The following is a 16,761-nucleotide window of genomic DNA, read 5'->3' on the forward strand; positions in this document are numbered from 1 at the left end:
CCCGGCCCCCGGCACGGGCACGTGCACGGACCTCCCCTCGTCGTCCGGTCGTCTGCTGCCTGACCCCTGCCATGGCCGTCCTCCGTGCTCCGGTCCCGCCTCGCGCGGGACGTCTCGAGCAGGACGGTGCCGGGCTGCGCTTGCAGGCCGCTTGCAGGCCGCCTGCGGGGGGAGTGCACGGCCCGCCGTGAACGTCCCGTAAAGTCTGTGTTCCCGGGCGGTAAACCGTGCGGGACCCGGAGGGCGCGGAGCCAACGGCACCCCCGGGCCCGACGTAGCCTCCCGTGGTCCGCCCGACGAGCCGGCTCACCGATCTGTGCCGGTACCGCTGCGGACACCCGGACGGCGACACGACCGTCGCCGCCTCTCCCCGGAGGAACACATGAAGATCAGGCGTCACGCGCCCCTGACGGCCCTCGCGCTCGCGACCGCCCTCGCCCTGTCCGCGTGCTCGGGCGGCTCCGACGCCGAGGAGACCGGCGACGGCGGGGCCACCGGCGGCGGCGAGAGCGGCGGCGTCGTCACCGTCAGCAACGGCGAGCCCCAGAACCCGCTCATCCCCACGATGACGAACGAGACCAACGGCTCCGTCGCGGTCCAGAACGTCTTCGCGGGCCTCGTGTACTACGACGCCGAGGGCGGCGTGCACAACGAGGTCGCCGAGTCGATCGAGTCCGAGGACAACCAGACCTGGACGATCACGATCGAGGACGGCTGGACGTTCTCGGACGGCACGCCCGTCACCGCGGACAGCTTCGCCCGCGCGTGGGACTACGGCGCCGCGCTCGACAACGCGCAGAACCTGTCCTACTTCTTCGAGCCGATCCAGGGCTTCTCCTACGACGAGAACACCTCGCTCATCGAGGCCGGCGGCCTCGTCGTCGAGGACGAGCGCACGCTCGTCGTCAAGCTCAACCAGCCGGAGTCGGACTTCCCGATCCGCCTGGGCTACGCGGCCTTCTTCCCGCTGCCCGAGTCGTTCTACGACGACCCCGAGGCGTTCGGCGAGGCGCCGGTCGGCAACGGCCCGTACGTCCTGGACTCGTGGGAGCACGACGCGCAGATCACGCTGTCGCCCAACCCCGACTACGCCGGTGAGCGCGTCGCGCAGAACGGCGGCGTGGAGCTCATCGCGTACACGGACGAGGACTCGGCCTACAACGACCTGCTCGCGGGCGAGCTCGACATCATCAAGAACGTCCCGTCGTCGGCCTTCGCCACGTTCGAGGACGACCTCGAGGGTCGCGCGGTCAACCAGCCCGCGGCCGTCATCCAGACGATGACCGTGCCGGAGTGGCTGCCCGAGTTCCAGGGCGAGGCCGGCCTCCTGCGCCGCCAGGCCATCTCCCACGCGATCGACCGCGAGGAGGTCACCGAGACCATCTTCAGCGGCTCGCGCACCCCGGCGACCGACTTCACCTCCCCGGTCATCGACGGCTGGACCGACGAGATCCCCGGCAACGAGGTCCTCGCGTTCGACGCCGACACGGCCGTGGACCTGTGGGCCCAGGCCGAGGCCATCGAGCCCGTCGGCGCCGACTACACCCTGCAGATCGCCTCGAACGCGGACTCCGACCACCAGACCTGGGTCGACGCCGTGTGCAACAACGTGCGCGCCGTGCTGGACATCGGCTGCGAGTTCTACCCCTACCCGACGTTCGACGAGTTCCTCGACGCGCGTGACGGCGGCACGGTCCCCGGCCTGTTCCGGGCCGGCTGGCAGGCCGACTACCCCGCGATGAGCAACTTCCTCGGCCCGATCTACGGCACGGGCGCGGGCTCCAACGACGGCCAGTGGTCGAACCCGGACTTCGACGCGAAGCTCGCCGAGGCGAACGGCGCCGCGGACGCGGAGCAGGCCGTGGAGCTGTACAAGGAGGCCGAGACGATCCTCTTCGAGAACCTCCCCGGCATCCCGCTGTGGTACTCGAACGCGACCGGCGGCTGGGCCGACACGGTCGACGACGTGGAGTTCGGCTGGGACTCCGACCCCATCCTCTACGGGGTGACCAAGGCCGCGTGAGGTCCCTCCCCGCCGGGACGGCGCCCACGGGCGCACCCCGGCGGGGCGACCTGCGCACCAGCACGGGCGGGGCGTGCCACGGCACGCCCCGCCCGCCGTGCGCCGCGGTGAGACGACACCCGCCCGGGCCCCGCGGCCACGGGCGGACGACGGAAGTGGATCGTCATGCGCTGGTACATCGGACGCCGGCTCCTGCAGGTGGTCCCCGTGTTCCTCGGGGCCACGCTGCTGCTCTACGCCCTGGTCTTCCTGCGGCCGGGTGACCCCGTGGCCGCGCTCGGCGGTGAGCGGGGCCTGCCCGAGGCCGTGCAGGAGCAGATCCGGGCCGAGTTCAACCTCGACCAGCCGTTCCTCGTGCAGTACCTGCTCTACCTCAAAGGCATCTTCACGCTGGACTTCGGCGTGACCTTCGCCGGGCGCGACGTGCTCGAGGTCATCGCCCAGGCGCTGCCCGTCACGTTCCAGCTCGCGCTCATGGCCCTGCTCATCGAGGCCGTGCTCGGCGTCGGGTTCGGCCTGCTGGCCGGGCTGCGCAAGGGCGGCGTCTTCGACTCGACCGTGCTCGTGCTGAGCCTGCTGGTCATCGCGGTGCCGACGTTCGTCATCGGCTTCGTCCTGCAGATCGTCGTCGGCGTCAACCTGGGCTGGCTGCCCGTGACCGCGGGACGGGACCCGGACGTGGTGAGCCTGCTCATGCCGGCCGTCGTGCTCGCGGCGACGTCGTTCGCCTACGTGCTGCGGCTGACCCGCACCTCGGTGCAGGAGAACCTGTCGGCGGACTTCGTGCGGACGGCGCGGGCCAAGGGCCTCTCGCGCGGGCAGGTCACGACCCGCCACGTGCTGCGCAACTCGCTGATCCCCGTCGTCACGTTCCTCGGCGCCGACCTGGGCGCGCTCATGGGCGGCGCCATCGTCACCGAGGGCATCTTCAACATCCGCGGGGTCGGCGGGACGCTCTACGACGCGATCACCCGCGGCGAGAACGCGACCGTCGTCTCGCTGACGACCGTCCTCGTGCTCGTCTACATCGTCGCCAACCTGGTGGTCGACCTGCTCTACGCCGCGCTGGACCCGAGGATCCGTTATGCCTGAGACCCCGCACACCGCCGGCCCGGCCGCGACCGCCGGCCCCGCCCGTGCGCCCCGCACGCCCCGTCCCGGGCAGGAGCACGTGGCCCGGGCGGCCGACGGGGGCGGCCTCGGCGCGGTCGACGCCGTCTCCACCACGGACGCCCCCGCCGGCTTCTGGCGCGAGGCGTGGCGCGGGATGCGCCGCCGCCCGCTGTTCTGGGTCTCCGGCGCGATCATCGTGCTGGTCCTGCTCGTGGCGGCGCTGCCCGACCTGTTCAGCGCGACGGACCCCCGCTCGTGCGTGCTGGCCAACGCGCTCGACGGCCCGACCGGCGGGCACCCCTTCGGGTTCGACCGCCAGGGCTGCGACATCTTCTCCCGCACGATGCACGGCGCTCGGGCGTCGGTCACCGTCGGCGTCCTGACCACCGCACTCGTCGTGGTCGTCGGCACCCTCGTCGGGGCGATGGCGGGCTACTTCGGCGGGTGGGCGGACACGATCCTGTCCCGCGTGACGGACATCTTCTTCGCGATCCCGCTGGTGCTGGCCGCGATCGTCATCATGAGCATCTCCCGCGACCGGACGGCGCTCACGGTGGCGCTGGTGCTGGCCTCGTTCGGCTGGACGAACATCGCGCGCATCACCCGCGGCACGGTCATGTCCGTGAAGACCAACGAGTTCGTCACCGCGGCGCGGTCGCTGGGGATGGGGCGCACGGCGATCCTCTTCCGGCACGTGCTGCCCAACGCGGCGGCGCCGATCATCGTCTACGCGACGGTCGCGCTCGGGACGTTCATCGTCGCCGAGGCCACGCTGAGCTTCCTCGGCATCGGCCTGCCGCCGTCCACCGTCTCGTGGGGCGGCGACATCTCGCAGGCGCAGGGCGCCATCCGCACGAACCCCGAGATCCTCTTCTACCCGGCCGGGGCGCTCGCGCTCACGGTGCTGGGCTTCATCATGATGGGCGACGTGGTCCGCGACGCCCTCGACCCCAAGGCGCGCACCCGATGAGCACCTCCTCGACCCCCGCCCGCCCCTCCGCCACCCCTCCCGCCGGCCCCGGCACGCCCCTCGACCGGTCCGTGCCCCTGCTCGAGGTGCGCGGCCTGGAGGTCTCGTTCCGCACCGCGGTGGGCGAGGTCCAGGCCGTGCGCGGCGCGGACCTGACCGTCTACCCCGGGCAGGCGGTGGCGATCGTCGGCGAGTCCGGCTCCGGCAAGTCGACGACCGCGCACGCGATCATCGACCTGCTGCCGGGCACCGGCCGCGTGACGGGCGGGAGCATCCGCTTCGGCGGGCGGGAGCTCGTCGGGCTGGGCCGCAAGGACGTCGAGCGGCTGCGCGGCGCCCAGATCGGGCTCGTGCCGCAGGACCCGATGTCCAACCTCAACCCGGTCTGGCGCGTCGGGACCCAGGTCGACGAGGCGCTGCGGGCCAACGGCTTCACGGGCTCGCGCGCCGACCGTTCCCGCCGCGTGGCGGAGCTGCTGGCCGAGGCCGGCCTGCCCGACGCGGGGCGCCGGGCGAAGCAGTACCCGCACGAGTTCTCCGGCGGCATGCGCCAGCGCGCGCTCATCGCCATCGGCCTCGCGTCGCGCCCGCAGCTGCTCATCGCCGACGAGCCGACCTCGGCGCTCGACGTCACCGTGCAGCGGCAGATCCTCGACCACCTCGAGGGCCTCACCCAGGACCTCGGCACGGCCGTCCTGCTCATCACGCACGACCTGGGCCTGGCCGCCGAGCGCGCCGAGCACCTCGTCGTCATGTACCGCGGCCAGGTCGTGGAGTCCGGGCCCGCGCGGCAGATCCTCGCGGACCCGCAGCACCCGTACACGCGGCGGCTCGTGTCGTCCGCGCCGTCGCTGGCCTCGCGCCGCATCCAGGTCGCGCACGAGCGCGGCGCGGCGCCGGCGACGACGGCCAGGGCGGGTGCGGCGGGCTCGTCGGCGACCACGGCCGTCGGCGCCGCCGACCTGCTGGCGCACCACGCGGGCGAGGCCGAGGCGACGCCGCGCGAGGCGATCGTCGTCGCCGAGCACCTGACGAAGGTGTTCCCGCTGCGCGGCGGCGGGCGCGGCGCATCGGACTTCATGGCCGTCGACGACGTGAGCTTCTCGCTCGCGCGCGGGCGCACCCTCGCGCTCGTCGGGGAGTCGGGGTCCGGCAAGTCCACGGCGGCCAACATGGTGCTGGGCCTGCTCGAGCCGACCTCGGGCACGGTCCGGTTCGACGGGCAGGACGTCGCGGCGCTCGACCGCCGGCAGCAGTTCGCGTTCCGGCGGCGGATCCAGCCCGTGTTCCAGAACCCCTACGGCTCCCTGGACCCGCAGTACTCCGTGTACCGGTCCCTGGAGGAGCCGCTGCGGCTGCACAAGGTCGGCACGCCGAAGGAGCGCGAGGGCCGCATCCGGGAGCTGCTCGACATGGTCGCGCTGCCGGCGTCGACGATGCGGCGCTTCCCCAACGAGCTGTCGGGCGGGCAGCGCCAGCGCGTCGCCGTGGCGCGGGCGCTCGCGCTCAGCCCCGAGGTCATCGTGCTCGACGAGGCCGTGTCCGCCCTGGACGTGCTGGTCCAGGCCCAGGTGCTCGAGCTGCTGGCCGGCCTGCAGGAGGAGCTCGGCCTGGCCTACCTGTTCATCACGCACGACCTGGCGGTGGTCCGGCAGATCGCCGACGCCGTCGTCGTCATGCGGCAGGGCAAGGTCGTCGAGCACGCCTCCACCGACGAGGTGTTCGACTCCCCGCGGGAGCAGTACACCCGCGACCTGCTGGCGGCCATCCCCGGCGGCGGGCTCGAGGCCGAGGCCGTCCGGGGCTGAGGCGCTGACGTCCGGGGCCGGGCCGGTCCGACCGGCCCGGCCCGGCCCGCGCGGGGTGTCAGCCGCGCGCGAGGGGTCGGGCCCGCTCCGCCAGGGTGGTGAGCAGCGCCGCCGCCGTGGCGGCGTCGTCGACCGTCACCACGAAGGTCCGCCCGCCCGTGCGGCTCACCTCCAGCGCGTCGCCCGTGCGCAGCACGTACCCGACCCGTCCGCCGCGGCCGAGCCGGTAGCCCCAGCCGCCGAAGTCCGCCAGCGGTCGGACGTGCGTCGCCCGGGCGCCGAGGACCTCGTCGAGCGGGATGCGGTAGCGCGGCCACCCGAGCGGGGAGCGCGCGGTCAGCCCGGTGGCGTCGACCGTCACGACGACGACGGCGCCGGTGACGACGAGCGCGGCCAGCGCCGCGACCAGCACGAGCAGGCCGGGTATCCGCAGCCCCACGGCCAGCGCGGCGACGAGCAGCGTCGCCCCGCCGCCGAGCGCGACGGCGACCCGGCTGACGACCCGGCCCGTCCACACCGCACGCTCCTGCGGGCCCAGCGGGAGGCGCGGCCCGTCGAGAGGCCCGGGGTCCGTCGCCGGTGCGGAGGCGTCCGCGGGGACCGCCCACGCGCACAGCCCGCCGAGCACGAGCCCGGCGACGACCGCGCCGGTCACCACCGGGTCGACGTCCGGCGTGCGGGCGGCGTCCGCCAGCCCCCGCTGCAGGGCGAGCACCCCGGCGACGAGCACCGCGCCGAAGGCCGCCAGGCCGGCCGCCAGCCCGACGCCGATCCGACGGGTCATCGCGTCCCGCCCCCACCGCACGGCGACGAGCCACCCCGCGACGGCCAGTGCCGCGAACAGGCCCAGGCCGAGCGTGACGAAGGGCCCCAGGGCGCTGTAGCCGTCGGCGCCGCCGGGTCCGAAGTGCACCGCGACCGGGTCGGGCAGCCGCGACCGCCACGACGCGACGAGCGCTGCAGCCGTCCCGAGCGTCACCGCCGCGGGCACCAGCGCCAGCACCGTGCTGGCCGTGCGGTGCGGCACGGTCGGCCGGGTCGTCCCGACGGGGCTGGTGAACGGGCGGCTGCTCATCGGTCCTCCTGCTGGCTCAGGGCGTCCTTGAGGAGGCCCACGGTGGTGGCGGGCGCGAGCCCGCGGGCGCGGGCGGCGGAGACGAGGGCGGCCACGGCCGCGTGCACCGGGTCCAGGTCGCCCGCGGCGTGCGCGGCGACGACCGCCCCCCGCCCGCGGCGCAGCTCGACGAGGCCCTCGTCGCGCAGCTCGCCGTACGCCCGCAGGACCGTGTGGAGGTTGACGTCGAGCGACGCCGCGAGGTCGCGCGCGGTGGGCAGGCGGGCGCCGGGCCGCAGCTCGCCGCGCAGCACCGCGGCGCGCACCTGCGCCGCGAGCTGGGCGAACAGCGGCTCGGTCGAGCCGGGGTCGATCCGGAGGAGCACGGAACGACCCTACTTGTTTGAGGACAACTAGAACAAGTTATGGACGGCGCCAGTCGTCCGACGTCATGTGCGAGCCCGCCATCGGCCCCATCTGCAGCATCCCGCCGTCGACGACCCACGACGCGCCGTTGACGTAGGCGCCCTTCGCGGAGCACAGCAGCTCCACCACCGCGGCGATCTCGCGCGCGTCGCCGGGACGGGCCACCGGGATGCCCGGGCGGTGCGCGTCCTGCACGGGGGCGTCGTCGGTCTGGCCGGTCATGGGCGTCGCGATCTCGCCCGGGGCGACGGCGTTCACGGTGATCCCGTGCTCGGCCAGCTCGATCGCCGCCGTGCGCACCAGCAGCCCGATGCCGCCCTTGGCGGCGCAGTAGGCGCCCGCGCCGACCCGCGGCGCGTGCTCGTGCACGGACGTGATGGCGACGACCCGTCCGCCGCGCCCGGCCGCGATCATCCGGCGCGCAGCCGCCTGCAGGGCGCAGAAGAACCCGTCGAGGTCGATCGTCAGCACCTCGCGCCACTGCTCGAACGGCAGGTCGACGAGGAGCTGCGACGCCCCGGCGCCGGAGCACAGGACGAGCGCGTCGATGCCGCCCATCGCGTCGGCGAGCTCGTCGACGGCGGTCGAGGCGTCCGTCGGCGTGGTGAGGTCGAGGTGCCGGACGTGCGCGGTGGCCCCGGCCGCCTCCACCTCGTCGCCCGTCGCCCGGCCGCCCTCCTCGTCGCTGTTGTGCGTCACCGCGACGTGCCGCCCCGGGGCCGCCAGCGCGACGGCGACGGCCCGGCCGATGCCGGAGTCCCCGCCGATGACGACGACGCGCGCGGGCTCGTGCACCTCCCGCGTGACGGCCGGGTCGGGCGTGGGGCTGCCGGCCGTGGTGGTCGTGCTGGTGGTGCTGCCGGTCGCGGTGCTGGTGCCGCCGGCCGTGCTGGTGATCGCGCTGGTCATGTGCGGGCGTCCCTCCGTCAGGGGCCCGGTCCGGCACGACCCGTGGACCCGTGAGCGAGTCTCGTCGCGGGGGTCGCGCCGTGCACGGCGGGGTGGCGCGCAACGGGTCAGGCGACCACGGGCTGCCCGACGACGGCCCGACCTGCCCGCAGCTCCGTCGACTCGACGCGGCCCTTGCCGCCGGCCTTGGCGCGGTACATGGCGTCGTCGGCGCGGCGCAGCAGCTCGTCGGCACCGGGCAGCCCGGCCCCGGCGGTGCCGACCGCGACGCCGATGCTCACCGCCACGCGCCCCGTCCCGCCGGGCAGGGTCACGGGCGCCGCGACGCCGGTCACCAGCCGCTCACCCACGCCGCGCACGGACTCCCCGAAGACGACGGGGTCGTCGTGCGGCCGCGAGCGCAGCAGGACCGCGAACTCGTCGCCGCCGAGGCGGGCGCACAGGTCGCCGGCGCGCACGTCCCGGCTGAAGCGCTCGGCCACCTCGCGCAGGAGCGCGTCACCCGCCGCGTGGCCGAGCGCGTCGTTGACGGCCTTGAACCCGTCGAGGTCGCAGAACAGCACCGCGAACGACGCCCCCGACGGGAGCCGGCCGACGGCCTCCTCCAGCGCCTCCATGAACGCCGCGCGGTTGGGCAGCCCCGTCAGCGGGTCCGTGCGCGCGGCCCGGACGAGCTCGTCCCGGGCGTCCGCGCTCCGCAGCGCCAGCGCCACCTGGGCCATGACGGTGCGCACGGCGACGACGGCCTCGTCGGGCACCTGACGGGGGGCGCCGAGGAGCATCCAGCCCTCGACCCCCGCGATGGGCAGGGCGAGCCAGCGGCACGTCTCGTCGGCGGCGGCGTCGAGCAGCCCGGCGGCGTGCGCGGCGACGGGCACGCCCTCGTCGTCGGCGCCCGGGAGCTCCTGCGGCAGGTCGTGGGGGAGGGCGTTGCGCGGCAGGGCCTGGGGTGTGACGGCGAAGGGACCGGCCGTGCCGCGCACGACGAGGAGACCGGGCGTCGGTTGCACCGTCAGCGCGCGCAGGCCGGGCGTGGTGCGGCAGACGGCGGCCGTCGCGGTCCACGCCGCCTCGTAGATCTCCTCCGTCCCGGTCACGGACAGCAGACGCGTGCCCAGCGCGGCCAGCGCCTCCTGCCGGCCCTGCGCCTGCTCCCGCGCGAAGAGGTGGACGGCGAGGTGCCGGGCCACGAAGAGGATGACCAGCGCGAGGGGGAGGGATGCCAGGAGGGGCGCGGCCTGCGCGGGACCGGTGTGGCCCGGCACGTGCGGCCACAGCGCGAGCGACCCGACGAGGCCCGCTGCGAGGAGGAGCGTGTGCAGCAGTGCCCGGTGCGCCGTGCCGTAGAGGGCCCGCGACCACAGGGAGGCGAAGGCGAAGCCGGACGCCATGGCGGGGACGGGCACCGCGGCCGTGACGAGCAGCGCCGCCAGGGCCTCCGACACGTCGTCGACGGGCGTGACGCGCGCACGACGGTAGCGCCGCACCCAGACCGCGGACAGCGCCACCGACCCCGTCAGCACCAGGACGACCGCCTCGGGTGAGCCGCCCGTCAGCGCCCCCGGCAGCGTGAGCGCCAGCGACAGGAGCGCGCTGCCGCAGAACAGCCACCGCGCGCGCTGCACCAGCCCGTCGGGCCCGCGCAGCCACCTGCGGCCCTGCACCGTGCGTCCGCCGTCCACCACGGCCCACCGTCCTGTCGTCGCCGGACACCGGTCCGGGGAGCACGGGCGCCTGCTGCTGGTCGCCCTCGCCCGGACGATCGGCGGCGGTGCGCGCCGGGGCAGGAGCCGTGCGGCGTGCGGGTGGTCCGGGGCCGTCGGTCCACCCGGACGGGTGCACCCGGACGGGTCACGCGGACGGTCACGCGGACGGGTCGCGGGAGTGCCACGACGACGGACGGCGTTCCCACCGGCCCGCGGGCAGGATGGGGACCGTGAAGCTCCTCGTGCCGACCGCCGCCGCCACCGACCTGGAGGTCCCGGACCTGGTCGAGCTGGTCCGGTACGACCCGGAGGGGCCCGTCCCGGCGGAGCACGCGGACGCGGTGGGGCTCGTCGCCTGGGGCAACGCCGCGGGCACGCTCGAGGACGCCGCGCGGCGCCTGACGTCGCTGCGCTGGGTGCAGGGGCTCGCGGCCGGTCCGGACAGCGTGCTGGCCGCGGGGTTCGCGCCCGACGTGGTGCTCTGCTCGGGCGTCGGGCTGCACACCCCGACGGTGACGGAGCACGCGCTCGCGCTGGTCCTCGCGCTGGTGCGGCGCCTGCCCGCGTCCGCGGCGGCGCAGGCCGAGCAGCGCTGGGCCCGCGAGCTCGGGGGCACGCAGCCCCTGCACCCGCCGGGCCCGGTGACGACGCTGCTCGACGCGCGCGTCACCGTGTGGGGCTTCGGGGCCATCGGGCAGCGGCTGGGGCAGGTCCTCGCCGGCCTCGGCGCGCACGTCACGGGCGTCGCGCGGACGGCCGGGGAGCGCGGCGGCCTGCCCGTGGTCGGTCCCGACGGGCTCGACGAGGCGCTCGCGGCCACCGACGTCCTCGTCCTGGTCCTGCCCAGCGGACCGGCGACCGACCGCGCCCTCGACGCCCGCCGGCTGGCCCTCCTGCCGGACCACGCGTACGTCGTCAACGTCGGGCGCGGCTCGACGGTCGACGAGGACGCCCTCGTCGACGCGCTGCGGGCGGGGACGCTGGCCGGTGCGGCGCTCGACGTCGCCGCCACCGAGCCCCTGCCGCCCGGCTCACCGCTCTGGGACGCCCCGCACCTCGTGCTCACCCCGCACGCCGCGGGGGGCCGGCCCGTCGGCGCCGCGGAACTGATCCGGCAGAACCTCGACGCGCTGCTGGCCGATCGGCCGCTGCGGAACGTCCTGCCGCGCTGACGGCGTCCGCGGCGCGGTCCCGGCGCGTCGTCCCGGCGCCGGCACGGCCTCAGCGCAGGACGCCGCGGCGCGCCGCCCGGTCGGCGTGCATGCGCACGTCGGCGGCCTGCAGGAGCGCGTCGAACCCGTCGCCGTCCTCCGGCGAGGTGCTCACTCCCACGCTGACACCGACCGCGACGACCCCGCGGGAGGTCGTCACCGGCGTGCTCAGCAGGAGCGCCAGCTCGTCCGCCACGCGCCGCCCCTCGTCGCCGGCCGTGCCCCGCCCCAGCGCGGGCAGCACGACGAGGAACTCGTCCCCGCCCAGCCGCGCGACGAGGTCGCCGCGCCGCAGCCGCGTGCGCAGCCGGTCCGCCACGGCCCGCAGCAGCTCGTCGCCGGCCGCGTGCCCGAGGTCGTCGTTGACCGCCCGGAAGCCGTCGAGGTCCAGGTGCAGCACCGCCGTGCCGGTGCCGGTCACCGAGGCCTCGAGCAGCACCGCCTCCAGCCGCTCCTCCAGCCGGTGCCGGTGCAGCAGGTCGGTGAGCGGGTCGCGCCCGGCCAGCCGCTCGGCCTCGACGAGGAGGGCCTGGGCGCGCTCGCGCTCGGCCTGGAGGCGGGCCTCGGCCTCGACCCGTCCGGTGACGTCGTTCTGCACGCCGATGTACTGCACGACGCGGCCCTCGTCGTCGAACACGGGAGCGAGGTAGACCTCGTTCCACCAAGGGGTGCGCTGCGGGCCGCGGTGGTTGAGCAGCGTCTCGCGCGCCTCGCGGCCCTCGGCGACGGCCTCGCGGAGGCGGGTGACCGCCGCCGGGTCGGTCCCCTAGCCCTGGAGGAAGCGGCAGTTGCGGCCGAGCACGTCCTCCGCGCGCAGCCCCGACAGCCGTTCGAAGGCGGTGTTGACGTACACGAGCGGCTGGTCCGGCCGCGTCATGTCGCTGATGCTCACGCCGTTGGCCGTGGCCGCCAGGGCCCGGCGCAGCGTCCGCTCGGCCTCCGTCGCCACCGGGGCGCGGCCGTGGCGCCCGGGCGCAGGTCGGCCGGCGAGGGCCGAGCCCGCGTCCGGGGCCGTGCCCGCGGCCCGGCCGTCACCCGCGCCCGTCGTCGCCGTACCCAGGTCGTCCTGGTCGGCCTGGTCGGCCTGGTCGGCCTGGTCGCCCCACGTGCCCGGCCCGACGAGCGGCGCCGACGAGCGGGTCCCGGCGGGCAGGACCCGCGACATGAGGGCCTGCGCGGCGTCGGCGACGGTGTCGCGGTCGTAGGTCAGCGCGAACTCGAACCGCCGCTGCCGGTCCGGCCCCTCGTCGCCGAGGTCCCGGGCGAGCAGCGCGGCCGAGAAGTGCGGCGACAGCACGGCGATGTCCCACTCGTCCCGCAGCGGGTCCCCGGGGGCCAGGTCGGCACCGCGCACCCCGCGGACGGGCTCGACGGGCAGGCCCGCACCGATCGCGGACACGAAGCCGACGCGCTCGGCCAGCTCGCGGTAGCGGTGGCGGGTGCGCGGCGTGAACTGCGCGGCCTCCTGGAAGGTCGACACGACGACGGCGGTGCCGCCCAGCCGCACCGCCTCGCGCTCCAGGTGCTTGCTGATCTCGATGAGCAGCGGCTTGGCGGACCGGCGCAGCGTCGTGCCCTCCGGCAGGCAGTCGAAGGGCGTGGCCGACGACGCCGTGGGGCGCGGCGCGCGCAGCTCCAGCGCCCGCACCGGCAGCGCCGTGCTCAGGCCCGGGGACGGCCGGCCGAAGAGCCAGCCCTGGCCCAGCGTGGCGCCCAGCGCCCGGGCGGTCGCCAGGTGCTCCTCGTCCTCGATGCCCTCCGCCAGCAGCACGGCGCCCGTGCGCTCGGCGTACGCGTTGACGGCGTTCATGATCTCGGCGACGGCCGGCCCGGGCCGCTGCTGCACCAGGCGCAGGTCCAGCTTGACGATGTCGGGGCGCAGCAGGGGCATGAAGGCCAGGGACAGGTCCTCGGCGCCGACGTCGTCGAGCGCGACGCGCCAGCCCGCCTCCCGCAGCCGGCGGACGGTGGCCAGCAGCTCGGCCGGCCGTGCCGCCAGCGCCCGCTCGGTGATCTCGAGGACGACCTGCAGCCCCGCGGGCGCGCCGGCGGCGATCTCCAGCAGCTCCTCGAGCGGCGCGGTGCCGAGCACCTCGGGCTCGACGTTGACGAACAGCATGAGCGGCGCGAGCACCCCGGCGCCGATGGCCGTGCGCAGCGCGACGCGACGGCACAGCTCGTCGAGCTCGCGCAGGCGGTCCACGTCCCGGGCCGCCGCGAACAGCGCGTCCGGCGCCTCCAGGGGGCTGCCGTGCGGGCCGCGCGCCAGCGCCTCGTAGGCGACGACGGCCCCGCTGCCGAGCTCGACGATCGGCTGGAAGACGCTGCGCACGTCACCGCGCGCCAGCACCTCGTCGATCCCCGTCATGCGTCGTGCTCCCCTGCTCGCCAGGCGGCGCCCGCGTCCTGGACCACCGGTCCCCCCCATCGGACCGAGCGGGGCCGCGGTGAGCCCGTCCGGGTGGCGCCACCCGGACGGGTGCGCCACGACGACGGGCGCCGCCCGCCCCCGGGGTGGGGGACGAGCGGCGCCCGTCGCGTCGTCGGAGGCCCGTCAGGGGCCTGTCAGGGACCCGGCAGCAGGTCAGCGCCCCGTCAGCGCGTCACGAGCGCGAAGGAGTACGTCCCGGAGTGGACCGCGTCGTTGTCGCCGGTGCGGATCGTGACGGTGTACGTGCCCGACGAGGTCAGCGTCGGCAGGTCCGTGTCGTAGCCGAGCCACTTCGTGAGGACCACGCGGCCGGACGGGTCCGTGACCTTGGCGATGCCGTAGCCGGAGGTGGCGTCGGCGAGGTGGTCGAAGCGCAGGTCCTGCCCCGAGGTCGCGCTGAACGTGTAGACGTCCACGGACCCGACCGTCTCGAGGTTGCCCGCGCCGACGGCCGGCACCCCGTTCGACACCGTCTGGCCGACCCGGATCGCGAAGGTCTGCGGCGCGGGCGTCTTCATCAGCCGGAACGAGTACGTGCCCCAGTGGGTGTTGTCCGTCCCGGCGATGACGAGGCGGTAGGTGCCCGTGGCCGGCAGGACGATCCCGCCGCGGTCGCCGTAGGCCCAGCCCTGCTCGACGGTCCTGCCGTCGGGGGCGACCAGGGTGCGGGACAGGTAGCCGTTCGTCGACTCGGCCAGCACGTCGTACAGCAGCCGGTCACCGGCGGTGCCGGAGAACGTGTACGTGTCCGACCCGCCCACGCCCTCGACGTTCCCGGCGCCCGCGGCGGGGACGCCGTTCGAGACCGTGCTGCCCAGCGTGTACGCGAACGTCTGCTGCGCGGCGGCCTTGACGAGCGCGAAGCTGTAGGTGCCCCAGTGGGTGGTGTCGGTCGTGCGGACCTCCAGGCGGTAGGTGCCCGTGGCGGGCACGGCGGCCGGGAAGCGGTTCGCCGCGATCCATCCGGACCACACCGTGGCACCGGACGGCGCATACAGGGTCACGTAGCCGTAGTTGGCGGTCGTGTCGGCGAGGCTCGTGTAGCCAATGCGGTCGCCCGCGGTGGCGGTGAAGGTGTAGGTGTCGACGGCGCCGGGGCCCTCGAGGTTGCCCGCGCCGGGCCCGGGGACGCCGTCCTTCACGGTGGCGCCGAGGGTGATCGGGAAGGTCTGCGGCCCGGCGGTGGCCGGCTGGATCGTGAACCCGTAGGTGCCGGTGGCCCGGTCGTCGACGCCGGCCTTCACGGAGACCGTGTAGGTCCCGGTGGTCGGCAGGGTGAGCACCGCGCTGTCGCCGGTGACCCACTTCTCCAGGACCTTCGCGCCCGACGGCGAGGTGACCGTCACGAACGCGTGGTTGCCGGTGGTGTCCGTGCCGGCGTCGTAGAAGACCTTCTGGCCGGCCGTGCCGCTGAAGGTGTACCGGTCCTCGCTGCCGGGCTGCTCGAGCGTGCCGGCACCGGTACCGGGGACGCCGGGCGCGACCGCGGAGCCGATGGACGTGGCGAACGTCTGCGCCGCGGGCACGGTGGCGAGCCGGAAGCCGTAGGTGCCGGCGTGGTCGTCGCCCGTCGGCGTGCCCACGGACAGCGTGAAGGTGCCGGCCACGGGCAGGGTGATCGGCCCGCGGTCCCCGACGAGGAACTTCTCCATCACCACCGCGCCCGACGGCTGGGTCAGCCGGACGTAGGCGTACCCGGCCATCGTGTCGCCGGAGGACAGGAAGAAGACGCGCTGCCCGGCGGTGGCCGTGAAGGTGTAGCGGTCCACGTCCTGCACGCCGAGGACCCCCTGGCCCGACGAGGGCGTGTTCGCGCCGACGGTGGTGCCGAGCGTGTACGGGTAGGTCGTGGTGGCGGGCAGCACGAGCCGGAACCGGTGCGTGCCGGCCGCGGTGCCGCCGAGGGTGGCGGTGTGGGTGCCGGCGGTGGCGGTCCACGGGCCCTTGTTCGCGGTGGTGACCGCGACGGGCGCCAGGACGGTGGTGCCGCCCGGGCCGGTGACGCCCCACGTGAGGTTCGTGCCGGCCGTCCCCGTCAGCAGGTTGTCGAGGAAGAAGCGCTGGCCGGCCGACAGGCTCCACGTCGCCGCGTCCGTGGCGCCCGCCGCGTCGGTGACGACCGTGAGGTCCTCGCAGGCGACGAGCGTGTCCGCGCCCTTGCCGGTGCTGCAGGCGTCGCCGCCGCGGGCGCCGTCGAGGCGGTTGGCGCCGTCGTTCCCGACGAGCGTGTCGCCGGAGGGGGACCCGACGAGCTGCGCGAAGCCGCTGAACGTGTCGGTGCTGCCACCCGTCGCGGTGCCGGTCGCCAGCGACGCGGTCACGCCGGCCGTCGCGGAGTCGAAGGAGACGGTGTCGGTGCCGCCGCCGCCGGTGAGCCGGTCGGTGCCGGGCCCGCCGTCGACGGTGTTGGCACCGGTGCTGCCCGTGATCGTGTCGCCACCGGCGCCACCGCGGACGTTCTCGAACCCGGCCAGGGTGTCGGTGCCGGCACCGCCCGTGGCGGCCCTCGTCGTGAGGTTGACGGTCACCGCGGTCGTGGCGCCGCGGTAGGACACGGTGTCGGTGCCGCTGCCGCCGTCGAGGCGGTCGTTGCCGGCGCCGCCCTCGATCGTGTTGGTGCCCGTGGAGCCGGTGAGGGTGTCGGCCCCGGTGCCGCCGCGCAGGTTCTCGAGCGTGGTGCCCTTGTCGGTCCCGGCCCCGCTCGACGTGCCGGTCGCGAGCGAGGCCGTCACGGCGGTCGTCGCCGACGCGAAGGACCACGTGTCGGTCCCGGCGCCGCCGTCGACCGTGTCGTTGCCGGTCCCACCGTCGAGGGTGTCGGCGCCGTCACCGCCGCAGACCGTGTCGTTGCCGCCGCCGCCGGTCACGGCGTCGTCGCCGGCGCCCGCGTCGATGACGTCGTCGCCGGAGGTGCCGGTGAGGGTGTCGGCGCCGGAGGTGCCGGTGATCGTGACGGTCTTCCCCAGGCAGGTCGTCGCCGCCTGCGCGGGAGCCGCGCCGAGCGGCGCGAGGGTGAGGGCCAGCGTGAGGCCGAGGAGGGAGGAGAGCGCCGGCACGTGCCGGCGCGGGTGCGTGGTGGTCATGCCGCCGAGCGTCGTGGCGGCGGGGGT

At 75.6% G+C, this 16,761-nt stretch carries 12 protein-coding genes and 1 pseudogene; 5 read left to right on the forward strand and 8 right to left on the reverse strand.

Annotated elements, in window-relative coordinates; translation table 11 throughout:
• Window positions 1–382 precede the first annotated feature (382 nt).
• The 4 genes from AC2TDM_RS00920 (at window position 383) to AC2TDM_RS00935 (ending at window position 5,914) form a co-directional block, all read left to right on the forward strand.
• Window positions 383–2,023: a peptide ABC transporter substrate-binding protein gene (locus tag AC2TDM_RS00920; protein WP_090032318.1), complete on the forward strand. Its 1,641-nt coding sequence runs from the start codon at window positions 383–385 to the stop codon at window positions 2,021–2,023.
• Between the two features lie 165 nt (window positions 2,024–2,188).
• Complete coding sequence (locus AC2TDM_RS00925; RefSeq protein ID WP_090032321.1) at window positions 2,189–3,115, forward strand: ABC transporter permease; 927 nt, start codon at window positions 2,189–2,191, stop codon at window positions 3,113–3,115.
• Window positions 3,108–4,106: an ABC transporter permease gene (locus AC2TDM_RS00930; RefSeq protein ID WP_484635528.1), complete on the forward strand. Its 999-nt coding sequence runs from the start codon at window positions 3,108–3,110 to the stop codon at window positions 4,104–4,106. The genes AC2TDM_RS00925 and AC2TDM_RS00930 overlap by 8 nt, the downstream gene beginning before the upstream one ends.
• Window positions 4,103–5,914, forward strand: a complete 1,812-nt coding sequence (locus tag AC2TDM_RS00935; protein WP_090032324.1) for a dipeptide ABC transporter ATP-binding protein — start codon at window positions 4,103–4,105, stop codon at window positions 5,912–5,914. Before AC2TDM_RS00930 ends, AC2TDM_RS00935 begins: the two co-directional genes overlap by 4 nt.
• A 58-nt stretch (window positions 5,915–5,972) precedes the next feature.
• Here the strand turns inward: AC2TDM_RS00935 and AC2TDM_RS00940 are convergent, their stop codons facing one another.
• From AC2TDM_RS00940 to AC2TDM_RS00955, 4 genes are all read right to left on the reverse strand, one after another.
• Window positions 5,973–6,989 carry a lipase chaperone gene (locus AC2TDM_RS00940; RefSeq protein WP_090032325.1) on the reverse strand — a complete coding sequence of 339 codons (1,017 nt, stop codon included), beginning with the start codon at window positions 6,987–6,989 and terminating at the stop codon, window positions 5,973–5,975.
• Window positions 6,986–7,354: a GntR family transcriptional regulator gene (locus AC2TDM_RS00945; protein WP_090032327.1), complete on the reverse strand. Its 369-nt coding sequence runs from the start codon at window positions 7,352–7,354 to the stop codon at window positions 6,986–6,988. Before AC2TDM_RS00945 ends, AC2TDM_RS00940 begins: the two co-directional genes overlap by 4 nt.
• A gap of 37 nt (window positions 7,355–7,391) precedes the next feature.
• On the reverse strand, window positions 7,392–8,303 hold the full coding sequence (locus tag AC2TDM_RS00950; protein WP_484635529.1) for an SDR family oxidoreductase: 912 nt from the start codon (window positions 8,301–8,303) through the stop codon (window positions 7,392–7,394).
• Between the two features lie 107 nt (window positions 8,304–8,410).
• Window positions 8,411–9,985: a GGDEF domain-containing protein gene (locus AC2TDM_RS00955; RefSeq protein WP_484635530.1), complete on the reverse strand. Its 1,575-nt coding sequence runs from the start codon at window positions 9,983–9,985 to the stop codon at window positions 8,411–8,413.
• A gap of 254 nt (window positions 9,986–10,239) precedes the next feature.
• On the opposite strand from AC2TDM_RS00955, the gene AC2TDM_RS00960 reads away from it, so the two are divergent.
• Complete coding sequence (locus tag AC2TDM_RS00960; RefSeq protein WP_484635531.1) at window positions 10,240–11,181, forward strand: NAD(P)-dependent oxidoreductase; 942 nt, start codon at window positions 10,240–10,242, stop codon at window positions 11,179–11,181.
• Window positions 11,182–11,230: 49 nt separating this feature from the next.
• Here AC2TDM_RS00960 and AC2TDM_RS00965 read toward each other — a convergent pair whose 3' ends face one another.
• The 4 genes and pseudogenes from AC2TDM_RS00965 to AC2TDM_RS00980 form a co-directional block, all read right to left on the reverse strand.
• The gene (locus tag AC2TDM_RS00965) at window positions 11,231–11,818 is read right to left on the reverse strand and encodes a GGDEF domain-containing protein (RefSeq protein WP_484636365.1); all 588 of its coding nucleotides are present in this window, start codon (window positions 11,816–11,818) and stop codon (window positions 11,231–11,233) included.
• Window positions 11,804–11,968, reverse strand: a pseudogene (locus AC2TDM_RS00970) (PAS domain-containing protein); the annotation flags it as partial. The pseudogene AC2TDM_RS00970 and the gene AC2TDM_RS00965, both read right to left, overlap by 15 nt.
• An 18-nt stretch (window positions 11,969–11,986) precedes the next feature.
• Complete coding sequence (locus tag AC2TDM_RS00975; protein WP_484635532.1) at window positions 11,987–13,588, reverse strand: sensor domain-containing phosphodiesterase; 1,602 nt, start codon at window positions 13,586–13,588, stop codon at window positions 11,987–11,989.
• Window positions 13,589–13,815: 227 nt separating this feature from the next.
• Window positions 13,816–16,734: a beta strand repeat-containing protein gene (locus AC2TDM_RS00980; RefSeq protein WP_484635533.1), complete on the reverse strand. Its 2,919-nt coding sequence runs from the start codon at window positions 16,732–16,734 to the stop codon at window positions 13,816–13,818.
• Window positions 16,735–16,761 lie beyond the last annotated feature (27 nt).

The sequence above is a fragment of the Cellulomonas sp. plas2 genome (assembly GCF_057221735.1).